We start from the raw sequence: 26348 nt of genomic DNA on the forward strand, positions 1-26348 counted from the left end.
CTGTGGTCCGACGCCTGGGCCGAGATGGTGCCCTTCCTCTCCTTCGACGTCGAGATCCGCAAGGTCATCTGCAGCACGAACGCGATCGAGAGCGTGAACGCCCGCATCCGCAAGGCGGTCCGGGCCCGCGGGCACTTCCCGAACGAGGCCGCCGCGTTGAAGTGCGTCTACATGGCGCTGATGAGCCTGGACCCGACCGGCAAGGGCCGCCGCCGCTGGACGATGCGCTGGAAGGCACCCCTTAACGCCTTCCAGATCGCCTTCGAAGGACGCCTCACCCCCACCACCAGCCACTGAACCTCAACAACCAAGATCAGCCGTTGACTGGACACACCCTGATCAGTAAGTGGGGGGCGCGGAATGCTGTGATGGTGTGCCGGTTTTCGCGGTGTTGTTTCGCGGTGAGGCCAAGGAATTTATGGCAAGTTTTCCGGTGATCGGTGAGGGCGGGGGGTTTCTGGGTGTGGGTGTGGGTGTGGGTGTGGGTGTGTCGTGCCGGGGGCTGCCGGTGGTGGGGTTTGCGTGTGGTCACGATGGCTGTGGGCTGTGGGCTGTGGGCTGTGGTTTTGGCTGTGTGTGGTTTGTGTGCGATGGCTGTTGCGGGGTGGGGTTGGGGTAGTCGGTTTCGTTGCGGCCCGGGGTGGGTTGGGGTGTGGTGGCGTGCCTTGGCTGTCGGGTGCCGGACGAGTTGTGGCAGGGGGGTGTTCGTGGTGGGCGGTTCGTCGTGGAGGGGTGGTCGGGGGTCGGGCTGGAGCGGGTTTTGCTGGTGCGGGGTGCGGGGTGCGGGGTGCGGGGTGCGGGGTGCGGGGTGCGGGGTGCGGGGTGCGGGTGCGGGGTGGCTGTCTTGGGTGTCGATGCGGGCGGGCGGGTGGTGGCGGGCTGGTGCACGCCGGCGCGCGTCCGCTTCAAGGTCTGCGTCCGTTTTCGAGGCCGTGGTGTTGGGCTGGTCTGTCGGGGTGTTGAGGGCGATTCGGTCCGGCGGAGTGTGTGCGGCTGGTGCCGTGGCAGGTGTCGCCGGGCGGTCGGGGCTTTTGCATCGTCGAGGGCGAGGTCGCGGGGTCTTGCTGGGTGATGTCGCCCTGGATATGTGGTGACGGTCAGCGGCAGTACCGGGCGGTGGTGTTGGTCCGGCGGGTGTCGGTGGCCTCGGTGCCGGTCTTGCGCAGGTCCGCCTTCTCGCAGGTCTCGGGCCGTCTCCTTGTCTGCCCCTCATCGGCCTTGCGCCGGTCTTGTGCCGGGCTGTCGCCGATGTGGGGGTGGACCCGGTAGCGCCGACCCCGGTCGCCGGGCGGTGCGACGCCTGCGGCCGACTCGGTGTCGATTCCGGTACCGGGAGGCAAGGCCGGTCATGGGTCTCACGGGGGTGGTGGCCGGGTTGCTGGAATGCGGGTGGGTGTGTGGTGCGGCGGGGTTTCGGTGTGCGCCGGATTCTTGGTGGGTCGCCTGCCCGTCACACGCCGGACGGGGGCGGGCAGGTGCGGACACCGCGGGGCCGCCCCCGCCGGTGTCGGTGCTGGTGCCGGCCCGGGGCGGGGGCGGGTGGTGCGGCCTGGTGCGCGCTCCGGTGGTGGAGGGGCCTTCGCCGTCCCGGAGCCCCGCAGCTCCGCGGTGTCCCGGCCGCTCGGCTTCGCGGTCCCATGGTCCCGTGATCCCGCAGTCCCGCAGTCCCGCAGTCCCGCAGTCCCGCAGTCCCGTAGTCCCGCGGCCTCGCCGTCCCGGAGGCCCGCGGTGTCCCGGCCGCTCGGCTTCGTGGCCTCACGGTCCCGTGATCCCGCGGTCCCGCGGCTTCGCAGCCCCGGGGGCCCGTAGTTCGGCGGCCCCACAGCGTTGCGGTTCGGCAGTCCTGTAGCCCTGCGGCCCCGTAGTCCCGCAGTTCCGTAGTCCCGCAGTGTCCCGGCCGCTCGGCTTTGCGGCCCCACGTCCTGTAACCCCGTAATCCTGTGGTCCCGCGGCCCTGTGGTTCCGCGACCTCGTAGTTCCGCGGTGCTGTAGTTCCGCGGTGTCGTAGTCCCGGCGTCCCCGCAGTCCCGGCGTCCCCGCAGTCCCGTGGTCCTGTGGCCTGGCAGTCCCGTGGTCCTGTGGCCTGGCAGTTCTGTGGTCCCGCGGTCCTGGAGTTCTGCGTGCCGTAGTTCCGGGGTGTCGCGGGCACGTAGTTCCGGGGTGTCGCGGGCACGTGGTCGCGGGGTGTCGCGGTCATGTGGGTGGGTGCCGCGGTTACGGGGGCGGGGTGCCGGGGGGTGTGCTGGTGGGTGGTGCGGGGTTTGCCCGGGGGTGTGGTGGGTGGCTGGTCAGGGGGTGGTGTCGTTGTCGGCCGGGGTGTTGGTGGCGGGGTCGTCGGTCTGGTGGGTGGTGGGTTGGTCGGGGGTGAGGTGGGCGGTGGCTTGTTTGAAGGTGGTGGTGATGAGTTTGTCGGTGGCGTCGTCGATGCTCTGGGTGGTGCCCTGGACGGTGCCCTGGGTGTTGTTGGTGCCGCTCTGGGTGCCGCCTTGGGTGTTGCGGTCGCCGGCGCCCTGGGTGGCGCCCTGGGTGTTGTTGTTGCCGGCGCCCTGGGTGGCGCCGAGGGTGTTGCGGGTGCCGCTGAGGGTGGCGCCCTGGGTGTTGTGGGTGCCGCCCTGGGTGCCGCCCTGGGTCTGGGTGTTGTTGGTGCCGCCCTGGACGCCGCCCTGGACGTTGTTGGTGCCGCCCTGGGGTCCGCCCTGGGTGTCGGTGTTGCGGGTGCCGCCCTGGGTGCCGCCCTGGGCGTTGTTGGTGCCGCCCTGCGCGCCGCCGAGGGTGTTGTTGGTGCCGCCCTGGGTCGCGGCGAGGACGTTTCCGGTGCCGCCCTGGGTGATGCCGGTGCCGCCCTGGGTGCCGCCCTGGCCGTTGTCGAACTGGACGTTGTTGCTGTTACCGTCCCCCTTATTGATAATATTTCCGTAGAATCCGTTGTTGAAAACAATGGTCACGGGTGCGGGGGATTCAGGATTGTTGCCGATTTTCGCGGATGCCTGGCCTGCTGTTGTGCCGGTCAGTGCCATGGCGGCGGCACAGGACAGGCTTGCGTAGATGCCGACCCGTTTCACGGCAGTCCTTTCGTGCGGTAGGTAGGAGATAGGAATTCCTGCCGGACCAAACTGTCGCAAAACCTCACTGCCCCACTAGGGCGACACGGAGGATGTCACCCGGACAGCGTGCCGGGTACCAGGGGGCCTTGGTTCCTGTTGCGCATCGGTCTTCTGGACCGGCTCGGCGGCAGCGCCGAAGACGCCGGGAGCGGAGCCATCTGGCGGATACGACGCCGGCGTCGAAGCGTTCCGCGTCCTTCGTCCGGCTCTCTTCGGGCGTCGTCCGTCCCTTCCGTGCGGGCCGCGAGCCGGGGATCCGCAGGGCCGCCCTCGCCGCCGTGCTCCCGTTGCTCACCCCGCCGGAACCGGCCCGCCGTGTCGGAGTTCTGGGCGAGGGTGTCCGGGCTCCTGCCGCCGGCCGCTTCCCCTGCCGGCGGTGCGCGGTCGGCACACCCGCCGGCCGGGGGAGGGGGCGTCGTCTGCTTGCGGCGGGACACGGAGATGCCCCTGCGGCCTCTGCGTGCACGCCGGGGGTCACGCGGACGGCCCGCCCTTGTGAAACCACCCTGTGAGCCGTCCCGGCGTGCCGAGTTGTTCGCCCGGACGGCTTCGGCGGTTCGTGAACGTGCTCTGCCCGGCCGGCCGGCGTCTTTCATCGGCCGCGCGCCCGTGGTGCCTTCCTGCTGCTGTGCTGCTGTGCTGCTGTGCTGCTGTGCTGCTGTGCTGCTGTGCTGTGGTGCTGTGGTGCTGGTGGGCTGCCGTGTTGGCGGAGGTGGTCTCGTGTCCGGCCGCCTTCCCCGGCATGCACGGACGTACGAACCTACGGACGCACGGGGTGAGGCCCGCCGGGCCCGTGCCCCTGTGCGGGCGGGGTGCCGCCTGCAGGGCCCGCACCCCTGTGCGGGTGGGGTGATGCCGGGCGGCTTGTTCCCCTGTGCGGGCGGGGTGCCGCCTGCAGGGCCCGTGCCCTTGTGCGGGCGGGGTGGTGCGCCGGCTGTGCCGCGGCGTGCCCGTGCTTCTGTTCGTGCCGGGTCTGACGGTGGACCCCCGGTCGTGGGCCGCGGTGGACTTCCGTCCTGGTGGCGCCTTGTGCGGCACCGGGTGTGTCGTGCGTCTGCTTACGGCCCGGAGCCGGCCGCCGTCGCGGGGGTGGTTGCCGTGCGGTTCGTGGCTGCGGGTGGGTGGGCGGGGCGGGTGCGGGGGTGCCGGGCTCTCCGGTGGGTGGTGTGGGGGAGGTTCAGCGGTAGGCGGTGAGGAAGGCGCGGACGCCGGTGGTGGCGTAGTGGTCGAGGTCGGTCGGGGTGTGTTGGGGGGCGCCGGTGAACATCGCCTTGTTGACCGGGATCCACAGCAGCAGGCCGGCGAAGTGGTCGGCGGCCAGGAGCGGGTCGTCGGTGCGGAGCAGTCCGGCTTCGCTCAGGTGCTGGAAGGTGGCTGCCAGGGTGGAAAGGACGCGTCCGAAGCCCTGTTCGTACCAGGTGGCGCCCAGGTCGGGGAACGCCTCGGCGTTGGCGATGACCAGGCGCCGCAGTTTCAGGACCTGGGGCTGGGTGAGGGCGGTCAAAAACCGGCGGGCCAGGAGGGTGAGGTTCTCCTCCAGGCGGGCGGCGTCGGCGGGGACGTCGGCGACGAGGTCGATCATGGCGTCGACCCGGTCGGTGGTGGCCAGGACGATCTGTGCGAACAGTTTCTCCTTGTCGGCGAAGTGCTTGTAGACGGTCTGTTTGGAGACCGCGGCCAGTTTGGCGATGTCGTCCATGCTGGTGCCCTGGTAGCCCTTGTCCAGGAACACCTCGGTCGCGGCTTCCATGATCGCCCGGTGCTTGCGGGCCGACCGCCCCGGTGCGCTGGCCTCCATGCCTCCTCCATCCATAAGTACTGGACAGTCCAGTTTCCCTCTGGGTACTGTACCGTCCAGTTCCAGTACGGTACTGAACCGTCCAGTTCCGATCGTGTTCACGGGCCGGGACCGGGACCCGCACGACCTGCCCCGGTGCGGTGCGCCGGTTCCCGCCCGGCCGGCCCGGCCGCCGCGCCGCCCGCCGGGGCCCCGGCATCCGCCGCGGGTCGTCCGCAACGCATCCCCGCCGACAGGAGACGTCGACCTCATGACCGAACCGGTGAAGGGCCCCGCCAGCTACTTCCCCTCGATCGAGAAGAAGTACGGGCAGCCGATAGCGCACTGGAAGGACCTCATCCGCGCCTCGCCGCTGACCCGGCACATGGAACTCGTGGCCTGGCTCAAGGCCGAACACGGCCTGGGACACGGCCACGCCAACGCCCTCGTGGCACACACCCTGGCCGAGGACGCCGCGCAGTAGCCCCGAGACCCGAGACCCTGTTGTCCCCCCGGCTGCAGCGGCCCCTGCCTGTTCCCGCGCCCGCCCCGCGCACGCCCGGGGCCTCGCGGTCCTTATCACCCGCCTGGGAAGCCGGCACCCCGCCCGGGGAAGCCGGCAATCCGCCTCGGGGAAGGCGGCACCCTCGCCCCGGGGCCGGAGCCCGGCAGTCGCCGTCCCGCACCCGCCCGGGCGGCACCATGCGCACGGCAGCGCTCGGCAGCGCTCGGGCACGTCCGGCAGTGTTGGGCGGTGCCGGACGTGCCCAGGACGGCACCGGGCGCCCGGCGCCACACCCCGGCTGTCCGGCGGCGCCCGGTCTGCTCGCGTCCGGCCCGTGTCCTCGGTGTCCGCGGGTGTCGGAGCGGGTGGGCGGCCGCCCGGGGCGGTGGTTCCCCGCTCCTCCTTGCCGCTGTCGGACCCGGGCTCCCTGTTGCCTGCCGCCGTCGGACCCGGGCCCCTTGTTGCCTGTTGCCTGCCGTCGTCGGGCCTCTTTGTCTTCTTGTTTTCCTGATCCAGGAGGTTGTTCGTGCTCGAGGGTGAGCGTGTGCGGTTGCGTGCTCTGCGCATTGAGGATGCGGAGCATCATGTGCGCTGGCGCAACGATCCGGAGGTGGTCCGGTGGGCTGGTGCCGGCGATCCCTGTTTCGGGCCGGTCACCGCCGAGGCCGTCGCGCTGGGTTTTGAGACCATGCTGCGTCTGGTGCCGCGTGAGTCGGCGGTCTTCACCATCGAGGACCGGGCCGACGGCCGGCCGATCGGCATGGCCGACTACCGCGAACTCGACCCGTACGCGGCGGCGGCGACGCTGGGGATCACGATCGGCGAGCGGCACTACTGGGGGCGCGGTCACGGCTCCGAGGCGCTGGGGCTGCTGACGGATCATCTGTTCGGCGCCTACCCCCTGCGGCGTCTGGAACTGGACACCTGGAGCGGCAACGAGCGTGCCCTGCGTGCGTTCGCCCGGCTCGGCTACCGCGAGGAGGGCCGGCGCCGGGAGGCCGTCCAGGTCGACGGCCTCTTCTACGACCGTGTGCTGCTCGGCCTGCTGCGCAGCGAATGGGCCGGGCTGCGTGAACACCCCGCTCCCGCGTCCCGGGGCTGAAACCGGGCCCCCGAAAGCGGGGAGCCGGGGGAGCCGGGGGAGTCGGGGAGTCGGGGGGCGCGGGGGGGTCGGGGAGGTGCGGGGCAGGGCGAGGAACGGCCCTTGGGGCTGGCGCCGTCTTCGGTGGCGTCGTGGCCGGGCCGGTGTCCATCCTCCGCGCCGAGGCCGGCGCCGGCCTGTGCGTGCCGGCGCCGGCCTCGTCGTGCAGTGCCCGGGCCGGACGGGCCCGGCCCGGGGCCCGGTGCCGCCCGGCGGCCGCAGCGCCCCGGCCCCTGCACGTTGCTCTCCGCCCCTGCACGTTGCTCCCCCGGCGCGGCGCGGCGGACCGTGGCGGACCGGGGTGGGGCGGGTGGGGCGGGGGAGTGCGGTGTCCCGTGCCTGCCGGGGAGGCGGCATGCCCGGTCCCGTCCCGCGGGTGCGGGCCGGGGTGTGCGTGGTGGTGCGGGCGGTCGCCGGTGGTGTGCGCTTGCCCTCCGCCCTCCGCCGTTCGCCGTTCGCCGTCGGGCGTGCGCCTGGCGGCCGGGCCTGCCGTTGCCGTGTTCTGGGTGGCGTGCCGCCTGTGCCGTGCCGTGCGAGGGCGGGCCGGGGGCGTGGATACCGTTGCGGCAGCAGTAGCCCGCCGTCCTCGACCCCTTTTTTGGAGAACTCACGTGTCCGTGCCTCTTGGTGAGGAGGTGCTGGCGCTGCTGCGCCGTCCCAGCACCTGCTACATCGCCACGACGATGCCCGACGGCTCGCCCCAGCTCACCCAGACGTGGGTGGACACCGACGGCGAGCACGTTCTGATCAACAGTGTCCAGTCGCACCAGAAGACCCGGAACATCCGGCGTGATCCGCGGGTGGCCGTGGCCGTCGCCGACCCCTCGCAGCCGGCCTCCTACGTGCAGATCCGCGGCCGTGTGGTGCGGGTGACCACCGAGGGCGCGGTCGAGCACATCGAGGCCCTGGCAAGGAAGTATCTCGGCGGCCCCTACCCGTGGTTCGGCGGCCGCGACCAGGTCCGGGTGATCTATGTGATCCAGCCCGAGCGGATCAGCGGCCCCCGCGGCTGACACCCCCCTTCCGTCCCCGGCTCCGCCCCCTGGTCGCCGCCGTCCCTCTTCCGCGCCCTGGTCTGTGTGGCCGGTCCTCGGCCCGGGGGTGGGCTGTTCGTCCCGCGGTGCAGGGGCGGTTGCGGCCGGCCCGTGCTGCTACCAGATGAGGCACCAGTAGGCGCCGGACTGTCCGATGCCCACCGAGGAGAGCCCGCTGGGCAGCAGTGCCGGGTCCGGCCGGCCGGCGGCCGACAGCGAGCAGGCGGGATCTCCCACCACGTGTGCGGCGGCCATCCGCCGAGCGGCAGCCGTTGCCGCCGCGCTGGTGTACCACCGGGTCGTCGACGGCGGCGGCGAGGGCGGGTGCACCGACGGCGCCGGCGGCAGGGGAGAGGGCCGCACCGAGGGCCGCGTCGGCGACGGCGGCAGGGACGGCCGCGGCGACAGGGGCGACGGGGGCAGCGGTGGCGGTGACGGGCGCAGCGACGGCTGCGGTGACGGCGACCGCGGCGGTGTCGGCGGTGGTGGTGAGGGTGAGCGTGTCGGTGGCGGCGGTGGGGACGTCCGCGGCGGTGAAGGTGGCGGCGCCGGCCGCGTCGGCGGGGGCGCCGGTGGGGACGGGGGCGAGGGCGGCCGCGAGGGCGGAGGCGGCGGTACGTGGGGTGTCGGTGTGGCCGCAGGTGCCTGCGTCGCCGGGGGTCTGGGGGGTCTGGGGGCCGGGGGTGTCGGCTGCGGCGGAGGCAGGGGCACAGGCGGCAGGGGTGGGAGGGCGCCTGTCGTTCTGCCGGGGGACGGCGGGGGCCGCCGGGTGCTGGACGTCGTCGGTTCGCCGGGACGGGCCGTCGCCGTCGGGGTGTGCGGGGGCGTACGGGTGGGTGTGGGGGGCCGGGTGGTCTGCGGTGTGCGTCCGGGCGTGGGCTGTGTTAGGCCCGAGGGCGTCGGGTGGGGGGTGCCGTGGTGCGTCGTCACCAGGGCCCAGACGCCGACGCCGCCGAGGACGAGGACGGCGGCACCGCCCGCGATCCACGGGGTCCGCCGGCGTGGGCGCCGGTGACGATTCATGGTTCTTACTGTCCGAAAGCGGCCGCGACGCTGCCACTCGGACTACCGGCCCCGTCCTTTGCCGAGGGCGCCGTGAAACGCCCCCCGAAGCCGGTCACGGCGGGCGGGTCATCGGGGGTGCCGGGGCCGTGTCGGCCCCGCAAACAGGCACTCGGGCCGGTTGCGTACGAAGATCCCGCCCGGGCCGGGCCCACCCCGCAGGAGCCGGGACCGCCCACCTGCTCCAGCAGTATGACAAGCACGGCCGGCCCCCACCGGATCAGCCACCCCGCCACAGGCCACCGACGCGCCCCTCCCCGCTTGCCCCCCGACCCAACCCCCGCCCCGGCCCCCGGGCCCGCCCCGGCCCCGCCTCGGCTCCGGAGTCGCGCTGGCCTTCGGACCCGCCTCGGCCCCGCCTTCGGACTCGCCCTGGCTCCCGGACTCGCCTCGGCTCCCGGACTCGCCCCGGCCCTCGGGTCGGCCTTCGAACCCGCCGGTTGCCCCGAACTCGCCTCTCGGCCCCGGCCCCGGCCCCGCCCCGGCCCCGGGCCCGCCCCGGCCCCGGGCCCGCCCCGGCCCCCGGTCCGCTGGTTGTCGCAGTCGCCGGTTGTCCGGTTTCGTCGTGCCAGGGCGTGGTTCTCGTAGTGCCGTGGGGATGACCGGAGGTGGACGATGATGGCGGACCGCGGTGAGGGAGGCCGGGCGATGCTCGCCGATCTGCTGCGGGCCAGTCACCTCATGCCGGTGGAGTCGCTGCCGGCGAAGGCGGCCCAGTGCGCGCGGGCGGCCGGTTTCCGCCAGGTGCTCATCTACCTGTCGGACCTGCAGCGCAACCGGCTGCGCCTGCTGGCCGCCGACACACCCGCGAGCCCGGACCAGGGCCCGAAGGCCGGGGTCGCGGCGGGGGTGGAGGTGGAACTGCATGTGGAGGGGACGGTCGCCGGGCGTGCCTTCCAGCACGGCGAGATCCTGCCCGCCGCACCGGCCGGTGAAGAGGTCTTCGAATGGTGGGTGCCGCTGCTGGACGGCACCGAACGCATCGGCCTGCTGCGGGTGACCGCGCTGCGCAACGACACCGCCGCCCGCACCGACATGGAGGCCCTGGCCGCGCTGATCGCGCTGATCCTGGTGAGCAAGCGGCCCACCAGCGACGTACTGGCCAGGCTGGTGCGCGCCCAGCCGATGAGCCTGGCGGCGGAGATGCAGTGGAACCTGCTGCCACCGCGGACCTACGCCGACGCACGCGTGGCGATCTCCGCGTCCCTGGAGCCGGCCTACGACATCAGCGGCGACGTCTTCGAGTACGCCGTCGACGGCCTGCTGGTCCACCTGGCGATCTTCGACGCGATGGGCCACGACACCGCCGCGGGCCTGTGCGGCACCCTCGCGCTGGGCGCCTACCGCAACGCCCGCCGCCAGGGCGCCGACCTCGTCGCCCGGGCCGACGCCGTCGAGGCGGCCCTGCTCGAGCAGTACGACCACCGCCGCTACGCCACCGGCATCCTGGCCACGCTCGACACCCGCACCGGCATCCTGCAGTGGGTCAACCGCGGCCACCACCCGCCGATCGTCATCCGCGACAACCGCTGGACCACCCGCCTGGCCTGCCCGCCCGCCCACCCCATGGGCACCGACCTGGGCCTGCCCAGCACCGTGTGCCAAGAACACCTCCAGCCCGGCGACCGGATCGTGCTCTACACCGACGGCATCACCGAGGCCCGCCGCCCCGAAAGCCGGGAGTTCGGCGTCGAACGCTTCACCGACTTCCTCATCCGCCACCACGCCGACGGCCTGCCCGTACCCGAGACCCTGCGCCGTCTCATCCACGCCCTGCTCGACTACCACCAGGGCCGGCTCCAGGACGACGCCACCGTCCTGATGTGCGAGTGGATCGGCCCGCACACGGAACCGGCCCGCGTCGCAGCCGACCTCGCCGGCCTGACGACCAGCGACCCCTCAACCACCGGCCCCACGCCAGGCGACCCCACCGCTCCCGGCCCGACACCCCCGCCGCTCCCGGCCTGACGCCAGGCGACCCCGCCGCTACCCGCCTGACGCCCGGTGACCCGGCCGCTGCCGGCCCGCAGTCCGCCGGCCCCACCCCGTGAGCGCCCTGACCTCCCCTCAAAGCCCGCAAGGCACCCGCCCGTTGCGGCGAACACGTCAGCGACCTGTCGCTGAAAGGGATGAGAAGGCGGCCGGCAACAGCCCCCGTGGACACGGCGGTTCCCGGTGCGCGTGGCGCACAATGCCCGCCCGAATGCCCGCCGGCGGGCCGGTTGTGGTGTTCCGGTGGGGCTTTCGGGGGTGGGTTGCGACCGTGGGGCCGATGCGGGACGGTTGCCGAAGGACATCTATGTCCAGGGCAGGAAGGTGGTGAGGTGCGCACGGTGCGTGCCTGCGGTTGTGTCTGTTTCCCGTGGTTTTCCCGCCCGGCCGTCCGACGCCGAACCCACGACGGCCGAACCCACGACGGCCGAACCCACGACGGCCGAACCCACGACGGCCGACGCCGAACCCACGACGGCCGAACTCGTGATCACCGGTCCCACAGTTGCCGGTCCCGTGGCTGCCGGTCCCACGATCGGTGGGGCGTGGGCCGATGCCCCCTACCCGGTGCTCGTCGTCGACCGGCACGGCGGCCTGGTGAGGATCAACAAGGCGGCCCGGCTGCTGCTGCCCGACGCCGAGACCGGTGACCGGCTGCACGAGCAGGCGCCGCCCTGGCTCGCGGCCGCCCACCGCCGGATCACCGACCCGGCCCGCCCCCACCCCGTCCCCGCCGTCGCGGCGGCCGGGTTCATCGACGGCCGTTTCTACGAGGCGCATCCCACGCCCTGCGGGGACGGCGACGGCGGCCAGGTGGTGTGGTGGCTGGTCGACGACACCGACCGGCGTCTGGCCGAGTCGGCCCTGAGCGACGCGCAGACGCGTACCGCGGTCCTGTCCGAGGCCTCCAGCGCGCTGCTGTCCACGCTGAACGTGCCGCGCTGCATGGAACTGGCCGCCGCGCTGGCCGCGGACCACCTCGCCGAGGCCGCCGTCCTCGTCGCCCCGCCCCACGGCAGGCGCTGCCCGCTCACCTACGCCCGACGCGGCGGGCCCGTCACCCGTGCCACGCGCACGGTCGACGTCTCCGGTGTGCCGGGCCTGCAGGAGGCGCTGCAGGGCTTCCCGCCCGTGCCGGCCCGCTGGATCGACCCCGCCGACATCCCCGACTGGGCGGTCCCGGAGGGCTTCGCGGGGGAGGTCGGCTCGGTGATCGTCACGCCGCTGCCCGGCCACGGCGTGCCCGCCGGCGCCCTGATCCTGCTGCGCTCGAGCACCGAGCGGGCGTTCACCGAGGGCGAGGAGGTCTTCGCCCGCCTGTTCGCCGCCCGGGCCGGCGCCGCCCTGTCCGCGGCCCGTCTCTACGCCGAACAGGCCACCATCACCTCGACGTTGATGCGGGAACTGCTGCCCCCGGCGCTGCACAGTGTGCACGGCGTGGAGTACGCGGGCGGCTACCGCGCGGCCAGGGACCACGAACGCGTCGGCGGCGACTTCTACGACGTACACCCCGGCGCCGACCCCTCCCAGGAGACCCTCGCCGTGCTCGGCGACGTGGCGGGCAAGGGCCTGGACGCGGCGGTGCTGACCGGGAAGATCCGCAACACCCTGCACGCCCTGCTGCCCCTGGCCGGCGACCACGCACGCGTCCTGGACCTGCTCAACGGCGCCCTGCTGACCTCCCGTCACACCCGCTTCGCGACCCTGGTGCTGGCCTCGGTGCGCCGCCGCGGCCACCGGGTGCAGGTGCGCCTGACCAGCGCCGGCCACCTGCCGCCGCTGATCGTCCGCACGGACGGCACGGTCGAGGAGGTCGCCACCCGCGGCACGCTGGTGGGCGCGCTGCCGGACGTCACCGCCCACACCGTGCACACCGTCCTGAAACCGGGGGAGACCTGCCTGCTCTACACCGACGGCATCACCGAGGCCCGGGGCGGCCCGTTGGGCCGGGAGTTCTTCGGCGAACGCCGGCTGCGCCGGGTGCTGGCCGCGTGCGCGGGCCTGCCGGCGCAGGCGGTCGTGGAGCGGGTGCAGATGCTGGCCGCCCAGTGGATCGGCGCCGGCCGCCACGACGACATGGCCGCCGTGGCCATCAGCGCCCCGAAGGCCGGCTCCCTGACCCTCGTCGGCGCACCCCGCGCCGGCGTGGACGGCAGGAGGAAACGCTGAGCCCTCCCACCGCCACGGCCCGGCCGGCGAAGCGGCTCGGGCAGGCGGTGGCCGAGGGCGAGGAACACGCGGCCGCCCACCCCGTGCACCAGGCGCAAACCGACGCGACGACGCAGGAGACGCCGCTGCTGCAGGCCGTCGCACCGGTGCAGGAAAGAGCCGGGGACCGACGGGGCGCCGACCGCATCACCGTCGCCCGGGAACACGCCGCCACCGCCGTCGACGAGCGCACCGTCGCCTTTGCGGCCCACCACCGCCGCGCCGAAACACATCCGGCACACCACCGCCCGCGGCCGCGCCACGGTCGACAGCGCCGACGGCGCACGGCACGCCCTCCCCGCCCTGGCCGGCGGGCGGGCCTTCGCCCCCACGGCCGCTGCGCCGAGGCCCCGGACGTCCGCGCGGGCCGACCGCGCGGCTTCCCCCGCCCCGACCGTCCTGTTCCCGGCCTCCGCCCCCGCACCCGCTCATGACCAGTCCACCCCCCCACCGAGTTCGCCGTCGCCTTCGTGTGTGAACCCGGCACGCTGACCGTGCGTGTCCATGGAGAACCCGACTACGACACCAGCGACGACCTCGTCCGCGCGGTCCTCGGGCAGCTGCTGACGGGCGGCCAGGCACCGCCCCGCGACGTCCGCCTGGACTTCGCCGCACCGACCTGGATCGACTCCTCGGCCCTGTCCGCCCTGCTGATGATCCACCGCCGTACCAGCGCGGCCGGCGCCACCCTGCACCTGGACAACGGGCCGGACGTCCTGGAACGCATGCTCGACCGCACCAACGTCCTGGACCACCTCACCGCCCCCGCCCCCCCCGGGACCCGGCAGACCGGCCGGGACGACGGCCTGACCGGCACGGGCGCGTGACCGGGCAGGCCGGGCCCGCTCGTGCGGCCGTCCCGGGCGAGCGGGCCCGGGACGGCCGGTGCCGCTGCGGCAGCCGCTTGCCTCATGCCGCAGCGACGGCCCCGTACCGGCGGGCCTGCACCCCGCCACCCTGCCCCGCCCGCAGCGCACACCACCAGCCGGCGGCCCAAACGTCAGCACCCGGTAAGAACCAGCCCCCCAAGGGCGGGAGGAATCACCCCGCACAGCAGTCCGGCCCGGACACCGTCCGCCACCGACGCGCGCTCAAGCCGCCGCCGGGATGTCCGGCAGCGACGCGGTCAAGCCGCCGGTCCGTGTTGCCCCGGCACGCACCACACACCCGGTTGCCCCGGCACGTACGGCACGAGGGCGGTGCCCCGGCCTGTGAGCCGGGGCACCGCCCAGGGGGCGGAGAGGGCAGGATTCGAACCTGCGTGGGCCCCTGGGGGCCCGACCTCGAGACGTGCTCGCTGGTCCCCGATCAACCACTCCGGGCACCTCTCCTCGTTCCCGGCTCCGGGTGCTGCCCCCTCGGCCGTTCACAGGAAAGAGACTGCCGGCAGGCACTGACAACCCCCTGACAACCCCCTGACACCCGCCGCCGGCGAAGGGGGGGCGGCTAGAGGCGGACGACGACGAGGGCGATGTCGTCGCGGCCGCCGTCGGGCACGCCGAGGCGTTCCAGCAGGGTGTCGGCCAGGTCCTCGGGGCTCAGGCGGGCGTGGCGGGCGAGGGTGGTGGTGAGGCGGTGCAGGCCGGCGTCGATGTCCTCGTCGCGGCGTTCGATGAGCCCGTCGGTGTAGAGGACGAGGGTGTCGCCGGGGGTGTAGGGCACGGTGGCCTGGGTGCGGGGGGTGTGGCCGGCGGGGACGCCCAGCGGCGGGTCGGTGGCCTGGTCGAGCAGGACGGCGGTGTGGTCCGCATGGGCCAGTACGGGCGGGGGGTGGCCGGCGCTGGTGTAGGTGATGCGCCGGCGGCGGGTGTCGACGACGGCCTTGACCGCGGTCGTGGCCAGGGCGCCCTCGAAGGTGCGGGCGTAGGTGCTGAGGACGTCCATCGCCCGGCCGGGTTCGTGGGTGGCGCGCAGGGCGGCGGACAGGGTGCTGCGGAGCATGCCCATGATGGCGGCGGCCTGCAGGCCGTGGCCGACGACGTCGCCGACCGCGACGGTGAAGCTGTCCGGGGAGAGGTCCACGACGTCGTACCAGTCGCCGCAGACGTTGAGGGTGGGGGCGGCGGGCATGTAGCGGACGGCGATGTCGGGGTGTTGGGCCAGGTCCGGGGTGTGCAGCATGGCCTGCTGGAGGGTGAGGGCGGTACGGCGTTCACGGTCGTGGGCGTCGCGCAGCTCCTCGTTGAGGCGCTGCAGTTCCTGGGCCCGCGCATACAGTTCGGCTTCCGCCGGGGACCGCTGTCCGCCCGCGTCGTGGGGGCCGGCGTCGAGGGTGCGGGCCAGGACGAACTCGGTCACGTCCTCCACCCGGTGGATGATCCAGGCGACCTCTCCGTCCGGGCCCAGGACGGGCGTGTTGACCGGCGACCACCACGTGGCCCGGAACGTGCCCGGGCAGCCGGTCACGGGGACGTCGTACTTCTGCACCGCCATGGTGTCCGGCTCCTTGGTGGACAGGACCCGGTCGAGGGAGGCGGTCAGGTTGCGGACCGCGTCGGCGCCGGGGCCGGCGGGATGGGCGGGGCGGACGTCGAAGAGGTAGCGGCCGATCAGCTCGTCGCGGGTGCGGCCGGTGGCCCGCAGGTAGGCCTCGTTGACCTCGGCAACCACCAGGTGGGCGTCGAGTACCAGGTAGGGGCTGGGCGTCACGGCGAACAGCACCTGGTAGTCGATCCGCACTGTGGTCACCTGCGGTCTCCCGTCCCGTCCGCCGGATCCCCTCACCTGAAAAGTATGTCCGGTATGGGCGGCGATCAGCCTGCCGAAACCGCACCGGCCGGCACGGACCCGGGCCAGGACGGCGAAAGGGCGCGCGGGTGCGCGCAGGCACGTCACGACCGAGGCGCCCGGGGCGATCGAGGCAATCGAGGGAATCGAGGGGATCGAGGGGCCGGGCGTGTGCTGTCCGCGGCGTCGGTGCCGGGCATCCACCGTTCGATCCGGACGTCACTCGCACGAGTGAGACCTCGTCACGCCTGGGCCGTGGCGGCCCGGTTGGGTGCCCATCATGATCGGATGAGCGTTTTCGCGTAAATCCTTAAGTCGAATAAGACACCCGACGTATAGGCGTTATTAATCTCTATTTCGGCATATGCCACCTTACGCTGCCGCTGTTGATCAGCGACGACGGAAGGAATGCCATGGCTCCCGATCACGGCCGTCGGCCGGCGGCGAAGCCCGTGCTCTCACGCTTGAGATCCCGTGCGGGCGGACGGCTGCGGGCCGCCGCCGTGGCCGGTGCCCTGCTCGCCGGGGTGAGCCCGATGGTGGCCGGTGCGCCGCAGGCCGCCGCCGCGACGGGGTCCAAGGGCGATCCGACGCAGTACTGGACCAAGGTCCTGCTCCAGACGTTCCGCGATGCGCGGGGCTGGGACGCCTCGCCCGGCGGACTCTCCCGGGCCGGGGCGATGGTCTACGCGGCGGTCTACAACGCCGAGAGCGCCTACCAGTACACGTACAAGACCCTGAAGTACCAGCCGTACCTCAACCGGCCGCTGAAGTACGCCGGCAGAAACTCGCGGCCTGCTCCCGACGAGGAGGAGCGGCTGATCGACCGCACGGCGTACCGGATGATCTCGCAGCTGTTTCCGGGCGACCAGGCCTACATCGACGCCAAGTTCAGGGAACGCACCGGCCGCTCCCCGCACTCCTACGACCCGCTGGACCGCCTGGTCGTCGACCCGGTGGTGCGGCAGATCGACAAGGCCCGGGCGGGCGACGGCTCCCACAACCCGGACGTCTACCACGGCGACACCACCACCCCCGGGGCCTGGCGGCCCACCGGTGGGGACGGCTGCACGCAGCCGAGCGACGCGGTGACCCCGAACTGGGGCAAGGTGCGGCCGTTCGTGCTGCGCTCCGGCTCGCAGTTCCGGCCTCCCACCCTGCGCGGTTTCACCGACTACGCCGACCTGCTGGCCAGCCCCGAGTACGCGAGCCAGCGCGACGAGGTGCGGCGGGTCGGCGCCGTCGACTCCACCGAGCGCACCCACGAGCAGACCGTCATCGCCTGGTTCTGGGACCACGACCTGGACGGCACCTACAAGCCCCCGGGGCAGATGGTCGAGCTGACCGGGATCGTCGCCAGGAAGTTCCGGCTCGGCACGTACGACACCACCCGCCTGTTCGCGGCGTCGGCGCTGGCGCTGGCGGATGCCGGGATCGCGGCCTGGGACACCAAGTTCGACACCCCGATCAAGCTGTGGCGCCCGGTGTCCGCGATCCACGCGACGGGCGACGTGACCTGGGAGCCGCTCAACGCGGACCGTGCCGGGGCACCGTTCACCCCGTGTTTCCCCGCCTGGACCTCCGGGCACGCCAACTTCACGGCCGCGTGGGCGGGCGCGATGAGGCACTTCTTCGGCCGCGACAAGGTCTCCTTCCTCGCGCACTCCGAGGACCCGCACACCCTCGTGGCCTACCGCCGGATGGGCAGCTTCAGCCAGGTCGCCCACGAGGGCGAGTTCAGCCGCCTCTGGCTGGGCATGCACTACCGCTGGGACGCCGAGGACGGCAATGCGATCGGCACCCACGTCGCCGACTACGTCGCCGCCAACGCGCTGCTGCCGATCCGGCCGGGCCGTCCGCACCAGCACTGAGACGACACCGTCCCCCCACGCCCGCGCAGGGTACGACGGCCGGCCGTCACCCTCCCCTGCGCGGGCGGGCCGGACCGGGGCGTCCTCCGCGCGGGCGGGCCGCACCGGGTTGTGCCTTGCCCGGGCGGGCCGCACCGGGTTGTGCCTTGCGCGGGGTGGGCCGGACCGGCGGGGCGCCTGGGCCTCGCCACCGAGGAAGCCGCCCGCTCCGCCCGCTCCGCCCGTGACCTGCCGCCCGGCTCCCGGCCGCGCGACCACCTCGGTCACCTCGACCACTTCGACGACCTCGGTCACCTCGGTCGCCTCGACCACCTCGACGATCTCGGTCACCTCGGTCACTTCGACGATCTCGGTCACCTCGGTCGCCGGACTGCCCGGTGGCCCGCGGGCACCCTCTCGTCGTGCTCTCGGCCTGAGGGAGCAGCGGCCCACTGGCTTGAAAAACGCCCTCTGTTGCGGCGGTTGGGAGTGCCGGCGCCGCCTCCGTGCCCCGACCCGGCCCGCCGGGTGGCCGCCGTGTGCTGCTCCGGCAGCACAGCACTTCGCCCCGCCGGAGGACCGGCGGGGCGAAGCGGTGCGGAGGAGGGGCCGGCACGGTCGGTGCCGGCTCGGGTCCGCCGGTGTCGGACCGGCGTCGCGCCGGCCGGTGTGCCGGGGCCGCCGCACTCGCGGCGGCCCCGGACCGGGCCGGGCCGGCGCCCCGGGGTTACTTGGTGAAGGCCGCGACCCCGTTCGGGGTGCCCAGGCCGGTCGGGCCGTCGTAGCCCTTGCCCGCCTGGCACAGGTAGTTGCCGCAGGAGCCGTTGGAGCCGGTGGTGACGTCGTTCAGCTTGTCCGGGTGGGCGTAGGGGTAGGAGGCCGGGACGTCGGAGCTGCCCGGGGCGCCGGCGAGGGCGTAGACGCCGGCGATGAACGGTGCGGAGGCGCTGGTGCCGCCGTACTCGTTCCAGCCGGCGGCCTGGTAGGTGTCGTAGACGGCGAGACCGGTGGCCGGGTCGGCGTCGGCGGCGACGTCGGCGACGCCGCGCTTGGCGCATCCGGTGTCCTTCTGCCAGGACGGCTTGGCGTCGTACTGGGAGCAGCCCGAGCCCGCTCCCTCACCGCCGGCGGAGGTGCCCCACACGGACTCGGAGTAGCCGCGGGTGCTGGAGTCCTTCTTCAGGCTGGTGCCGCCGACGGCGGTCACGTACTGCGAGGAGGCCGGGTACTCCACGCCGTAGCCGCTGTCGCCGGAGCTGACGGTGATGGCGACGCCGGGGTGCTTGAAGTACTTGTCGTCGGAGGCGGTGTCAGCGCTCTCCTCGCCGCCGCCGTAGCTGTTGGAGACGTACTTGGCGCCCTGCTTGACGGCCTGGTTCACGGCCGCGCCGAGGTCGTCCATGTTGGCGGACTTGGCCTCGACGAGCAGGATGTGGCACTGCGGGCAGGCGGCGCTGACCATGTCGACGTCCAGGGAGATCTCCCCGGCCCAGCCCGCGTCCGGCGCCGGGTAGCTGGAGCCGCCGTCCTGGTCGATCTTCTTGAAGCAGCCGTTGGCGGTGCTGCACTCGGGCAGGCCGTACTGGGAGCGGTAGGCCGCCAGGTCCTTCTCGGCGTTGGGGTCGTCGTTGGCGTCGACGATCGCGACGGTGGCGCCCTTGCCGCCGTCCTTGGGCAGGTTGTAGGCGGCCTGCAGGTCCGCCGGCCCGAAGCCCTTGGGGGTGTCGTGGCGGCCCAGCGAGCGCTGCGGGGCCAGGTCGGTGCGCACGACCGACTGGCAGGCCATGTAGCCGGGTTTGCTCGGCTGCGAACACAGCCGGTGCGTGTGCACAGTCGCCGCCCCGGGCGAGGCGGCGGGCGTCGTCGCGAACGCCGCCGACTGCGAGACGGCCACGCCGGCTGCGATCAGGGCCGCTGCGGACAGCAGCGCGGGCACGCCGCGGCGTATGGGATTCCTTCTGCGATGAGAACGCAAGTGAACTGCCCTCCGTGGGGGGATGGTCGGCTCCCGCACGGCGGCCAGAAAGCTGTCACGTGCATGACAACGCTTTCTGTTGGGGGTGGCCGCTCGAGAGCCGTGTTCCGGGCATGATGACGGTTGCTGCCACCCCGGTCAGTGGTGGCTGTCGACGAGGTTATTGACTGTTTGCCGAAGAGAACAGGGCCAGTTGGTAAAACCTTGCCTCCAACTCCCCGGCGCGGGCCGATACGTTGGGCGGCCATGGAGCCGGAAGACAGAACCGCCGACGACCTGATGTCCCTGGGACTCGCCCGCTACGAGGCGCGGGTCTACCTCTCCCTCGTGCGGCGCGGCACGTACACCGCCGCCGAGGTGGCCCGGGAGGCCGACGTGCCGCGCCAGCGCGTGTACGACGTGCTGGACGCCCTCGTGCGCCGCCGGCTGGCCACCGCCCACCCCGGGCGGGTGACCACGTACTCCGCCGTCACCCCCGAACTGGCCCTGGCCCGGCTGATGGCCGTGCAGCGCGAGTCCGTCGACCGCCTGGAGCGCGTCTCCCAGTCGCTGACCGCCGTCCTGCAGCCGCTGTGGTCCCAGGGGCGCCGGCACACCGACCCGCTGGACTACATCGAGATCCTGCGGGACCCCAAGGCGATCGCCGGGCGCTTCGCCGACATCCAGCGCCAGGCCCGCCGCGAGCTCCTCACCTTCTGCAAACCGCCGTTCGTGGCACCCACCGAGAACACCGAGGGCATCGCGGTGGTGCGCCGGCTGCACCAGGCGGGCGGCACCGTCCGGGCGATCTACCTCGGCGACACCGCCCGCGACCCCGACACGGCGCAGCACGTGCGGCGCTTCGCCGCCGCGGGGGAGGAGGCGCGCTTCGCGCCCGAGCTGCCGCTGAAACTCGTGATCGCCGACGCCGCCCTCGTGCTGTGCGACATGCCCGACCCGGTGGCCGGGGCGGGCTCCACCACCACCCTGTTCATCGAGCACCCGGCCCTCGCCGGCTGCCTGCGCCTCGCCTTCCACACGGTCTGGCAGGACGCCGTCCCCGCCGCCGAGGCCGGCCTGGCCCCGTGAACCGGCGTGCCCGCTAGCCGGCGGGCGGCGTCCAGGAGGGGGAGCGGCCCAGGTGCAGCAGGATCCGGGCCAGCGTGCCGCCGCCGGCGGGCCCGGGCAGGTGCGGGGCGAAGGCGGCGCCCGGTCCGGTGCGGTGGGCGCCGCCGGGCACGGCCAGTGCGATCGGCAGCGCGGCCTTGAGGAGGTCGGGCTCCGGGGCGAAGGGCACCTCGAGGCAGCGGGCGACGTCCCAGGCGTGGACGACGTAGTCGAGGAAGTGGAAACCGATCGCCCAGGCGGCGGGGAAGCGCGCGCCCGCACCGAACTCGGGCAGGGCGAACTCCCGGTCCGCCGCCCGCACGGCGGCGAACGCGCCCAGGACCGCCTCCGCGGCCGCCAGGTAGCGGGCGACCGCGTCCTGCCCCGGCGCGGCGGCCTCCCAGTGCCGCACATCGCCGCCCTCGCCGCGCGCCGCCGCCGCGAACCCCCGGTGCTGCGCCGTCATATGGGCGAGCAGCCCGCCCAGGTCCCAGGCCCCGCACGGTGTCGGGCGGGCGAGGTCCGCACCGCCCGCACGGCGCACCACGTCGATGCTCCCGCGCACCGCACGCGCGTCGAACGCCCTGACCACCGCCAAATCCATACTCATGTGCTTACGATAAGCAGCAGCATACGATAGGTCAACGAGTATCTTCTTGACCCATGGCCGACACCACCGCGTCCGAGGGGCGCCCCGACCTGGCGGCGATGATCGTTCCGCTGGGCCGCGCCCTGGTGGCCGCCGAACTGCCGGTGCTGCGCGCGCACGGACTGGTCATGTGGGCGTACTCGGTCCTGCTCGCCCTGGACGAGGAACCCGTGCGCACCCAGGCCGCGCTGGCCCGGGACATCGGCGCCGACAAGACACGGATCATCGCCGTCCTCGACGACCTGGAGGAACGCGGACTGATCGCCCGCCGCCCCGATGCGGCCGACCGCCGCGCACGGGTCCTCTCCCTGACCCCCGAGGGGCGCCGGGTGCGCGAGGCGGCCCGCTCGGCGATCCGGGAACGCGAGGAACGGCTGCTGGCCCGCCTGCCCCAGGGGGACCGGCGCGGCTTCCTGAACGCCCTGCAGGCGCTGGCCGCACTGCCGCCCGCCGAGATCGGCGGCGAGCAGTAGGCGGCGTCCTGCCCCTCGCCGCTCGCCCGCCGCGTCGGCTCCTGGGGCGGTGTGTGAGCACCTGCGGGTGAATGATCTGCGCGTGCGCCGGGCCGGCGAGGCCGACTCGGCCGTCCTGGTCCGCCTCCGTGACGACGCGGCGCGCTGGATGTGGGCCCGCGGCATCACGGGGCAGTGGCGGCCGAGGGAGCTGGACCAGGACCACTTCCGCCGGGTCATGGCCTGCGGCGAGGTCTGGCTCGCGCGGCGGGCGGATCGCCGGTGCCTGGGAACGGTGGTGGCAGGACGAGGCCGCCTGGGGACCCCAGCCGCCGGTGGCCGGGTACGTGCCACCGGCTCATGGTGGACCGGGACATCGCCGCGCCCGGAACGGGCAGGCTGCTGCTCGGCGCGGCGGAACACCGCGTGGCCGAAGCGGGACGCACCCGTGTGCGCCTGGACCGCCTGACCGCCGACGCACGGCTGGGCGCCTGCTGCCACAGCGCCGGCCACCGCGTCGTGGGCCACAAGCGGGGCAAGCCCCAGCCGGGCGGGACACCCCAGTCCTTCACCCTGCTGGACAAGCGGCTCCGGCACACCGGCCCGGACGCAAAACGCCGCCCGCCCGGGGCGTGGGGCACGGGAAGAAGGACTCCTGGTGCCGCGCGATCGGTGAACGGGCCGCCGCCGGCGCCGTGGCCGCAGGATGAGGGGCGGCGCGGGCGCACCGCCCCTCCTTGCGCGCGAAGGCCGCAGCGGTACGGTCCTGCACGGCGGCCGGCCGCCTCGTCAGCGCCCGTCGCGTGCGGCGGCCCGCCGGGCGATCTCGGCCCTGACCGTCTCGTGCAGTTCGTCCGAGGTGAAGCCGAGGCCGCGCAGGATCTGCGCGGCCGTGCACTGCCCGGCGCGGACCAGGCCCAGCAGCGTGTGTTCCGTGCCGACCCAGTCGTGGCCGAAGTTGGCCGCCGCGCGGCGCGCCTGCTCGATGACCTCCTTGCTCTCCGGGTGGAACGCGATGTGCCCCCGCAGCGCCTTCTCCCCGGCCGGTGCCATCGCCTCCTCGACCGCCTCGCGGACGCGCTGCTCCGACCCGGCCTTCGCCACCAGCACCTCGTGGGCCAGGCCCCGCGGTTCGCCGAGCAGGCCGAGCAGAAGGTGTTCGCTGCCGATGGAGTCGTGCTTGTAGGTGCGGGCGGCCTCCTGCGCCAGCACGACGCTGTGCCGGTTCAGGTCGGTGAACCGCTCGAACGGGGCGGGCGCGTGGCGTTGCTGGGCGGCCTGCTTGGACACCCCGATGGCGTCACCGATCTCGGTCCAGGACGCGCCGGTCCGCTTGGCCTTGCTGACGTAGTGGTCGATGAGCTGCTCACCGAGGTCGGACAGCGTCTGGGCGCGAAGGCGCGCCTCGCTGATGCGGGCCAGTTCACTGGCGTGGGGAAGTTCCTCGTCCAGGCGGGCGATCAGATCGGCGAGGTTGATGTCGAGAGGACTCATGCGTCAAGCATGAATTGACGATGCATCACCGTCAAGTAGTAATTGACGATTGGTGGTTCACGCGTCAAGCACCGGCCTGCCACTCGCGGCGGAGCCCCCAACTCACCCGTGGTGCACGCCTGGTGCGGCATCGGGGAGGCGCCCGGGCGGGTCGTCATCGGCCGGTCGCCCACGCGGCATGCGCTCGGCCCTGAAGCGGTAGGGTCCGCCGCGATGAACGGTGCAGCGGGACGGCCCCAGCCGCCGTGGGGCGAGGTGGCCGCGCTGGTGCGGGCGGCGCGGGCGGGTGACGTGCTGGCGATGGACGAGGTGCTGACCGTGGTGACGCCGTACGTGACCCGCCTGTGCCGCCCGATCGCCCTGGCGGACTGCGAGGACGCCGTCCAGGAGGCGCTGACCGCCGTCTTCGTCGGGATGCGGTCCCTGCGTGATCCGCAGGCGTTCTTCGGATGGGTGCGCACCGTCACCGTGCGCGAGGCGGTACGGGTGGCGCGGCGGACCGCCGCCGAGCGGCCCGCCGATCCCGACGAAGTCGCCCGCCTGCGCGGCCTCGTCGACCCCGCGGACGGCGAACTTCCCACGCAGGTACGGGACGTGCTCGCGCGGATGCCCGCGCACCACCGTGCCGTCCTCGTCCTGCGCGAACTTGAGGAGCTTGATGAACGCAGCGCGGCCGAGATACTCGCCATCGCACCCGGCATGGTCAAGTCCCGGCTGCACCGGGCCCGTTCGGCCTTCCGCAAGGCGTGGCGGCAATGAGCGTTGACGCCGTGACCCGGCTGCGGCTGATGGCCGCCGGACTGCACACCACCCTGTACACCGAGGAGCACCTGGAGCTGGCGTACGACCGGGTGTGGGCGGTCGCCTCGGACCTGGCGGGCGAGCTGCCCCACCTGGTGCCGGGGCTGCGCGAGTTCCGCGTCCCGCCCGGCGACGCCGGCCGCAAACACGCCCTCGCGGTGGGCCCGCTGGGCCGGACCAGCGCCTTCGAGGTGCGGCTGGCTCCCGGCTGGTGCCTGATGCAGTCACGGCTCGTGGTGGGGGGGCATGGCCGCCGTACCGGAGGGCGACGGCACACGCTTCGCCATGCTCGGCGCGGCCCGCCCCGCCGCCCTGCGCCCCCTTCAGCGGGCGTACGCGCTCGGAGGCCGCCGCGGGCGGGCCTTCGTCCGCAAGGTCGCCGCCCGGGCCGCCGCGCGCCCGTAGCCGGTCAACTCCCGGCCCCGAACAGCTCCCTCATCGCCGCGGCGATGGCCTCGGGACGCTCCCGGGGCAGGAAGTGCCCGGCGCCCGGCACGATCCGCACCCTGAGCCCGGCCGCGTGGCTGACGCCCCCGGCCAGCATGGACGGCGGGTACACGGTGTCCTTCTCACCGCCCAGCAGCACGGTCGGAACGCCCAGCCGGTGCCCGCGCCACGTGCCGCGCACCAGCGCCGGGATCTCGCGGAGCACGAACTGCCAGAACATGGCCTGCCCCGCGTGCGCGCAGGCCTGGGCCGCGGCGCCGAACTCCGCGAGTTCACCGGCCTGCCACAGCGAGCGGCCGGCGACCTGGTGGCGCAGCAGGAAGCGGGCGAACGCAGGCCGGTGGCGCAGCACGGCCCGGCCGATCACCGGGAGTTCGACGAAGGCGGTGTACCACTGCCGCCACAGGTTCGCCGCGATGGCCCGCTGCCGGGCCCACGGGTGCGCCACGTTCAGCGCCAGGTACCCGGTGAACCGCTGCGGTGCCCGCAGGCACATCCGGAAACCGACGTGCGCACCCCAGTCGTGACCGACCAGACCCACGCGCTCCAGCCCGAGCGCGTCCAGCAGCGCGAGCATGTCCTCGCACAGGCCGTCGATGTCGTAGCCGCGCCGGCTCTGCTCGGACCAGCCGAAGCCCCGCAGATCCGGGCAGATCAGCCGCCGCCCGCCCGCCGACAGGAGCGCGACGCGGTGCCAGGCCAGCCAGTGCTGCGGAAACCCGTGCAGCAGCAGCACCGGCGCCCCGCTCCCGTACTCGGCGACATGCAACCGGATGCCGCGCACCTCCAGCCAGCGGTGCCTGGCCCCCTCGGCGTCGGGGAGCGGCCGGCCGGCGCCGGCCGTGACCGGGGTCGTACTCGATGCCATGGAAGAACACCTCTCGCCTCCGGCGGGCCCGCTGGCGGCCCGCTTCGGCATGCCAGGAGGCGGCAGGAGGCCAGAACGTTCCCCACCCCCTCGCGATGGCGGGAACGGGGCCGCAACAGACCGGGGCAGCGGACCGCGCCGCGTGCGGTGGGCGGCTGCCGCGCCCCCGACGGGCCAAGCACTGTTCGGCGCCCCGCGCCACCACCCGAGTGCCCCCGCGCCACCACCCGAGTGCCCCCGCGCCACCACCCGAGTGCCCCCGCCATCACCCGGCGCCCCCGCGCCACCACCCGGGCACCCGGCGGCAGTTGGCCCCGGCCGCCGCGCACCGGCCCCGGTTCAGTCCAGGGCGAAGGTGTCGGCGAGGGAGTCCATCTGGGCGGTGAGCAGGGTGGCTCCGTCGTGGCCCATGCCCTGGAACTGGCCGGCCACCTCCAGGCTCACCGCCCCGTGCAGCTGGGTCCAGGCGAGCACGGCGCCGGCCAGGGCGGTGCCCGCACCGGCGGTGTGGGTGTGCGCGCCCACCCATGCGGCGACGCCGGCGTCCCCGTCGGCCCACGCCGTCATCTGCGCCACCAGCGGGCGCACCGCGGGGGCGGGCTCCGCCTCCTCGAAGCAGGCCAGGAACGGCCCGAGCACCGCCCGGGCACTGTCCAGGGTGTCGGCGGGCGCCGTGTAGCCGGGCACCGGCGTCCCCTCGATCAGCAGGTAGCGGTGCGGCTCGGCGACGGCCCAGGCCCGCACGGCCGCCGCGAGGGCCCGCAGCCGCGCCCGCCGCGTCCCGCCCGCGGGCAGCTCCTTCGCCGCCGCCGCGACCGCCGCGCCGAGGTCCGCGTAGGCGTCGCGGATCAGGTCGCCCAGCAGCGCGTCGCGGCTGTCGAAGTAGCGGTACAGGGCGGGGCCGGACAGGCCGACCTCCTTGGCGATCCGGGTCAGCGCCACGGCCGCCGTACCGCCCTCGGCGAGCTGGCCGAGCGCGATCTCCTTGATCTCCGCGCGTGTCTGCTCCCGGTAGCGGGCCCTCGGGCTGAGCGAAGCGGCGGCCATGGACGTCTCCTTTCACAGACCTCGTGACACACCTTAACGCCCGCCCCGACCCACCACTGTTGCTATGAACAATCGCTTCAGTTACAGTCTCTAACTGTCGAGAGTGTGGATAACTCGAAGGGGTCGCAC

The 26348-nt window shown here is 73.8% G+C and carries 23 protein-coding genes and 2 pseudogenes; 14 read left to right on the forward strand and 11 right to left on the reverse strand.

Going from position 1 to position 26348, the window contains the following annotated elements:
- Positions 1-297 (forward strand): transposase (locus ACZ7FF_RS30955; RefSeq protein WP_470816244.1); only part of this gene is annotated, 297 nt, incomplete at its 5' end.
- A gap of 800 nt (positions 298-1097) precedes the next feature.
- Here ACZ7FF_RS30955 and ACZ7FF_RS30960 read toward each other — a convergent pair.
- The 3 genes from ACZ7FF_RS30960 to ACZ7FF_RS30970 form a co-directional block, all read right to left on the reverse strand.
- Positions 1098-1340, reverse strand: coding sequence for a hypothetical protein (locus tag ACZ7FF_RS30960; protein WP_470816246.1), 243 nt, complete (start codon positions 1338-1340; stop codon positions 1098-1100).
- 948 nt (positions 1341-2288) lie between these two features.
- On the reverse strand, positions 2289-2945 hold the full coding sequence (locus ACZ7FF_RS30965) for a hypothetical protein (RefSeq protein WP_470816247.1): 657 nt from the start codon (positions 2943-2945) through the stop codon (positions 2289-2291).
- A 1336-nt stretch (positions 2946-4281) separates the two neighbouring features.
- The gene (locus ACZ7FF_RS30970) at positions 4282-4902 is read right to left on the reverse strand and encodes a TetR/AcrR family transcriptional regulator (protein WP_470816249.1); all 621 of its coding nucleotides are present in this window, start codon (positions 4900-4902) and stop codon (positions 4282-4284) included.
- A gap of 250 nt (positions 4903-5152) precedes the next feature.
- On the opposite strand from ACZ7FF_RS30970, the gene ACZ7FF_RS30975 reads away from it, so the two are divergent.
- The 3 genes from ACZ7FF_RS30975 to ACZ7FF_RS30985 all read left to right on the forward strand — a co-directional run bounded on the left by ACZ7FF_RS30975 (position 5153) and on the right by ACZ7FF_RS30985 (position 7540).
- Positions 5153-5365, forward strand: a complete 213-nt coding sequence (locus ACZ7FF_RS30975) for a DUF4287 domain-containing protein (protein WP_470816251.1) — start codon at positions 5153-5155, stop codon at positions 5363-5365.
- A gap of 547 nt (positions 5366-5912) precedes the next feature.
- The gene (locus tag ACZ7FF_RS30980) at positions 5913-6488 is read left to right on the forward strand and encodes a GNAT family N-acetyltransferase (protein WP_470816253.1); all 576 of its coding nucleotides are present in this window, start codon (positions 5913-5915) and stop codon (positions 6486-6488) included.
- 650 nt (positions 6489-7138) lie between these two features.
- A complete protein-coding gene (locus tag ACZ7FF_RS30985; protein WP_470816255.1) occupies positions 7139-7540 on the forward strand; it encodes a PPOX class F420-dependent oxidoreductase in 402 nt (133 codons plus the stop codon).
- Between the two features lie 138 nt (positions 7541-7678).
- Here ACZ7FF_RS30985 and ACZ7FF_RS30990 read toward each other — a convergent pair whose 3' ends face one another.
- Entirely contained in the window at positions 7679-7816 is a 138-nt protein-coding gene (locus ACZ7FF_RS30990; RefSeq protein WP_470816256.1) for a hypothetical protein, read from the reverse strand.
- 1455 nt (positions 7817-9271) lie between these two features.
- Here ACZ7FF_RS30990 and ACZ7FF_RS30995 point away from each other — a divergent pair.
- From ACZ7FF_RS30995 to ACZ7FF_RS31010, 4 genes are all read left to right on the forward strand, one after another.
- Complete coding sequence (locus ACZ7FF_RS30995) at positions 9272-10591, forward strand: PP2C family protein-serine/threonine phosphatase (protein ID WP_470816258.1); 1320 nt, start codon at positions 9272-9274, stop codon at positions 10589-10591.
- Between the two features lie 540 nt (positions 10592-11131).
- Positions 11132-12784 (forward strand): PP2C family protein-serine/threonine phosphatase, encoded by a 1653-nt coding sequence (locus tag ACZ7FF_RS31000; protein WP_470816549.1) that lies wholly within the window; start codon positions 11132-11134, stop codon positions 12782-12784.
- On the forward strand, positions 12781-13257 hold the full coding sequence (locus ACZ7FF_RS31005) for a B12-binding domain-containing protein (protein WP_470816551.1): 477 nt from the start codon (positions 12781-12783) through the stop codon (positions 13255-13257). The genes ACZ7FF_RS31000 and ACZ7FF_RS31005 overlap by 4 nt, the downstream gene beginning before the upstream one ends.
- A 36-nt stretch (positions 13258-13293) precedes the next feature.
- Positions 13294-13650 (forward strand): STAS domain-containing protein, encoded by a 357-nt coding sequence (locus ACZ7FF_RS31010; protein ID WP_470816259.1) that lies wholly within the window; start codon positions 13294-13296, stop codon positions 13648-13650.
- Between the two features lie 409 nt (positions 13651-14059).
- Here ACZ7FF_RS31010 and ACZ7FF_RS31015 read toward each other — a convergent pair.
- Positions 14060-14154 (reverse strand): annotated as a pseudogene (locus ACZ7FF_RS31015).
- A 115-nt stretch (positions 14155-14269) separates the two neighbouring features.
- Positions 14270-15511 carry a PP2C family protein-serine/threonine phosphatase gene (locus ACZ7FF_RS31020; protein WP_470816261.1) on the reverse strand — a complete coding sequence of 414 codons (1242 nt, stop codon included), beginning with the start codon at positions 15509-15511 and terminating at the stop codon, positions 14270-14272.
- Between the two features lie 503 nt (positions 15512-16014).
- Here ACZ7FF_RS31020 and ACZ7FF_RS31025 point away from each other — a divergent pair.
- The gene (locus tag ACZ7FF_RS31025; protein WP_470816262.1) at positions 16015-17421 is read left to right on the forward strand and encodes a vanadium-dependent haloperoxidase; all 1407 of its coding nucleotides are present in this window, start codon (positions 16015-16017) and stop codon (positions 17419-17421) included.
- Positions 17422-18127: 706 nt separating this feature from the next.
- Here the strand turns inward: ACZ7FF_RS31025 and ACZ7FF_RS31030 are convergent.
- Positions 18128-19336, reverse strand: coding sequence for a S53 family peptidase (locus ACZ7FF_RS31030; RefSeq protein WP_470816264.1), 1209 nt, complete (start codon positions 19334-19336; stop codon positions 18128-18130).
- 285 nt (positions 19337-19621) lie between these two features.
- On the opposite strand from ACZ7FF_RS31030, the gene ACZ7FF_RS31035 reads away from it, so the two are divergent.
- Complete coding sequence (locus tag ACZ7FF_RS31035; protein WP_470816265.1) at positions 19622-20443, forward strand: TrmB family transcriptional regulator; 822 nt, start codon at positions 19622-19624, stop codon at positions 20441-20443.
- 13 nt (positions 20444-20456) lie between these two features.
- Here the strand turns inward: ACZ7FF_RS31035 and ACZ7FF_RS31040 are convergent, their stop codons facing one another.
- Positions 20457-21071: a TIGR03086 family metal-binding protein gene (locus ACZ7FF_RS31040; RefSeq protein WP_470816266.1), complete on the reverse strand. Its 615-nt coding sequence runs from the start codon at positions 21069-21071 to the stop codon at positions 20457-20459.
- A 53-nt stretch (positions 21072-21124) separates the two neighbouring features.
- On the opposite strand from ACZ7FF_RS31040, the gene ACZ7FF_RS31045 reads away from it, so the two are divergent.
- Positions 21125-21583: a MarR family winged helix-turn-helix transcriptional regulator gene (locus ACZ7FF_RS31045; RefSeq protein WP_470816267.1), complete on the forward strand. Its 459-nt coding sequence runs from the start codon at positions 21125-21127 to the stop codon at positions 21581-21583.
- Between the two features lie 49 nt (positions 21584-21632).
- Positions 21633-22156 (forward strand): annotated as a pseudogene (locus tag ACZ7FF_RS31050) (GNAT family N-acetyltransferase); the annotation flags it as partial.
- Between the two features lie 195 nt (positions 22157-22351).
- On the opposite strand, the gene ACZ7FF_RS31055 reads toward ACZ7FF_RS31050, so the two are convergent.
- Positions 22352-23056 (reverse strand): Clp protease N-terminal domain-containing protein, encoded by a 705-nt coding sequence (locus ACZ7FF_RS31055; RefSeq protein ID WP_470816269.1) that lies wholly within the window; start codon positions 23054-23056, stop codon positions 22352-22354.
- A 213-nt stretch (positions 23057-23269) separates the two neighbouring features.
- On the opposite strand from ACZ7FF_RS31055, the gene ACZ7FF_RS31060 reads away from it, so the two are divergent.
- Complete coding sequence (locus tag ACZ7FF_RS31060; protein WP_470816270.1) at positions 23270-23815, forward strand: RNA polymerase sigma factor; 546 nt, start codon at positions 23270-23272, stop codon at positions 23813-23815.
- A 288-nt stretch (positions 23816-24103) separates the two neighbouring features.
- Entirely contained in the window at positions 24104-24262 is a 159-nt protein-coding gene (locus ACZ7FF_RS31065; RefSeq protein WP_470816272.1) for a hypothetical protein, read from the forward strand.
- A 4-nt stretch (positions 24263-24266) separates the two neighbouring features.
- Here the strand turns inward: ACZ7FF_RS31065 and ACZ7FF_RS31070 are convergent, their stop codons facing one another.
- Positions 24267-25172, reverse strand: coding sequence for an alpha/beta fold hydrolase (locus tag ACZ7FF_RS31070; RefSeq protein WP_470816274.1), 906 nt, complete (start codon positions 25170-25172; stop codon positions 24267-24269).
- A gap of 339 nt (positions 25173-25511) precedes the next feature.
- A complete protein-coding gene (locus ACZ7FF_RS31075) occupies positions 25512-26219 on the reverse strand; it encodes a TetR/AcrR family transcriptional regulator (RefSeq protein ID WP_470816275.1) in 708 nt (235 codons plus the stop codon).
- Positions 26220-26348 lie beyond the last annotated feature (129 nt).

It is taken from the genome of Streptomyces sp. NPDC037126 (assembly GCF_055605965.1).

Excerpts from the sequence above, each read along its gene's own strand:
- ACZ7FF_RS30970 (WP_470816249.1), bottom strand. The coding sequence starts at position 4,902 with ATGGAGGCCAGCGCACCGGGGCGGTCGGCCCGCAAGCACCGGGCGATC.
- ACZ7FF_RS30975 (WP_470816251.1), top strand. The coding sequence starts at position 5,153 with ATGACCGAACCGGTGAAGGGCCCCGCCAGCTACTTCCCCTCGATCGAG.
- ACZ7FF_RS30990 (WP_470816256.1), bottom strand. The coding sequence starts at position 7,816 with ATGGCCGCCGCACACGTGGTGGGAGATCCCGCCTGCTCGCTGTCGGCC.
- ACZ7FF_RS30995 (WP_470816258.1), top strand. The coding sequence starts at position 9,272 with ATGCTCGCCGATCTGCTGCGGGCCAGTCACCTCATGCCGGTGGAGTCG.
- ACZ7FF_RS31035 (WP_470816265.1), top strand. The coding sequence starts at position 19,622 with ATGGAGCCGGAAGACAGAACCGCCGACGACCTGATGTCCCTGGGACTC.
- ACZ7FF_RS31040 (WP_470816266.1), bottom strand. The coding sequence starts at position 21,071 with ATGAGTATGGATTTGGCGGTGGTCAGGGCGTTCGACGCGCGTGCGGTG.
- ACZ7FF_RS31045 (WP_470816267.1), top strand. The coding sequence starts at position 21,125 with ATGGCCGACACCACCGCGTCCGAGGGGCGCCCCGACCTGGCGGCGATG.
- ACZ7FF_RS31055 (WP_470816269.1), bottom strand. The coding sequence starts at position 23,056 with ATGAGTCCTCTCGACATCAACCTCGCCGATCTGATCGCCCGCCTGGAC.
- ACZ7FF_RS31060 (WP_470816270.1), top strand. The coding sequence starts at position 23,270 with ATGAACGGTGCAGCGGGACGGCCCCAGCCGCCGTGGGGCGAGGTGGCC.
- ACZ7FF_RS31065 (WP_470816272.1), top strand. The coding sequence starts at position 24,104 with ATGGCCGCCGTACCGGAGGGCGACGGCACACGCTTCGCCATGCTCGGC.
- ACZ7FF_RS31070 (WP_470816274.1), bottom strand. The coding sequence starts at position 25,172 with ATGGCATCGAGTACGACCCCGGTCACGGCCGGCGCCGGCCGGCCGCTC.
- ACZ7FF_RS31075 (WP_470816275.1), bottom strand. The coding sequence starts at position 26,219 with ATGGCCGCCGCTTCGCTCAGCCCGAGGGCCCGCTACCGGGAGCAGACA.